The sequence below is a fragment of the Photobacterium sp. DNB23_23_1 genome, assembly GCF_052873815.1.
Genome location: NZ_JBNNXT010000095.1, coordinates 1 through 1,288, shown reverse-complemented (window position 1 = coordinate 1,288; position 1,288 = coordinate 1). Strand labels below are relative to the sequence as shown.

Sequence of the window (1,288 nt, the reverse complement as noted above, 5' to 3'; positions counted from 1 at the left end):
GCCTCGAGGCGGAATCGAACCACCGACACGAGGATTTTCAATCCTCTGCTCTACCGACTGAGCTATCGAGGCAACGGGGCGCATTAAAAAGGTTTTCGGCCTTTTCGTCAATGGTTTTTTGAGAAAAATATGCCGATTTCACCTTTTTTGCCCTGTTTGCTCGGTTTTTGAACTTTTTGTTGGCGAGAAATGGCTTATAGCGCTGTTAATCGCTATCTAGAAGAGTTCGGTTTTCACGGTCAAGGGCACGAGAAAGTGCCGGTCGGCGACTCACAAACTGCCTATATTTCTCGAGTTTCAGCGGTAGTTTTTGATCAAACTTGATTGCCCAGTTGAGGGTATGAGCCAGTAAAATGTCTGCGACGGTTGGAAAATGTCCCAGCAAGTATTCATCACCTTGTATACGGCTCTCAGCCACTTTCAGGGCTTTTTTAAATTCCCACGCTGCGACAGCAAGCATTTCCGGCAAGCGGATGGATTCTGGGAGAGCAAAACGGTGTTTGCCCATGCTCCAGAGCGGTTGTTCCAGCTCGGTGATGATATAGCTGATCCATTCGTGATGGCTGGCTGACTCGGCAGTACCGGGCTCAGGCAGCCAGTGGTGACCATATTTTTCTGCTAGGTATAGGCAAATGGCTGAAGATTCGCAAATAGTGAGCCCGTCATCGCATAAGCAAGGGACTTTCCCCTGGGGGTTAAGAGCGAGGAACTGGGGGGAACGATGATCATTTTTGGCAAAATTAATTAGGCGGTACTGCCAGTCAAGGCTGAGTTCTTCAAGTAACCAAGAGACACGGAGCGAGCGGGTACGCGGATAGCCATAAAGGGTGATCATTTATTTCTTCCTTGGTTTTTTTATTTTGTTGTTATTAAAGTTAGCAAAAAAAAGACGGCCTGCAGATACGGGCCGTCAAAGTAATGAAGCTATCGTGTGGTTTGCTCTTCTTTAGAGACGTTGGCAAGGGCTCCCGCTGGCGAAATAGCAGCAAAGGTGAGGTGTAGCCCGAAAAACACGCCAAGGTAATGTGTAGATAAAAAGGTGGGGAGTAGAAACGAAAAAAGCCAAGTCTTTCGACTTGGCTTTTTAATGTGGCTCCCCCTGCGGGACTCGAACCTGCGACATACGGATTAACAGTCCGCCGTTCTACCAACTGAACTAAGGGGGAATTATCTCTTTTTACATTATGTTGCTATTACTAGCACCATAACTAAATATGGTGCCTCGAGGCGGAATCGAACCACCGACACGAGGATTTTCAATCCTCTGCTCTACCGACTGAGCTATCGA

1 protein-coding gene and 2 tRNA genes are annotated in these 1,288 nt (G+C 47.6%); all 3 read right to left on the bottom strand.

Annotated elements, in window-relative coordinates:
- Positions 1–72 (bottom strand) — tRNA-Phe (locus ACVA53_RS24910).
- Positions 73–205: 133 nt separating this feature from the next.
- Positions 206–835, bottom strand: coding sequence for a glutathione S-transferase family protein (locus ACVA53_RS24905; protein WP_255045519.1), 630 nt, complete (start codon positions 833–835; stop codon positions 206–208).
- Between the two features lie 255 nt (positions 836–1,090).
- Positions 1,091–1,166: transfer RNA gene (locus ACVA53_RS24900), tRNA-Asn, on the bottom strand.
- Between the last annotated feature and the right edge of the window lie 122 nt (positions 1,167–1,288).

Excerpts from the sequence above, each read along its gene's own strand:
- ACVA53_RS24905 (WP_255045519.1), bottom strand. The coding sequence starts at position 835 with ATGATCACCCTTTATGGCTATCCGCGTACCCGCTCGCTCCGTGTCTCT.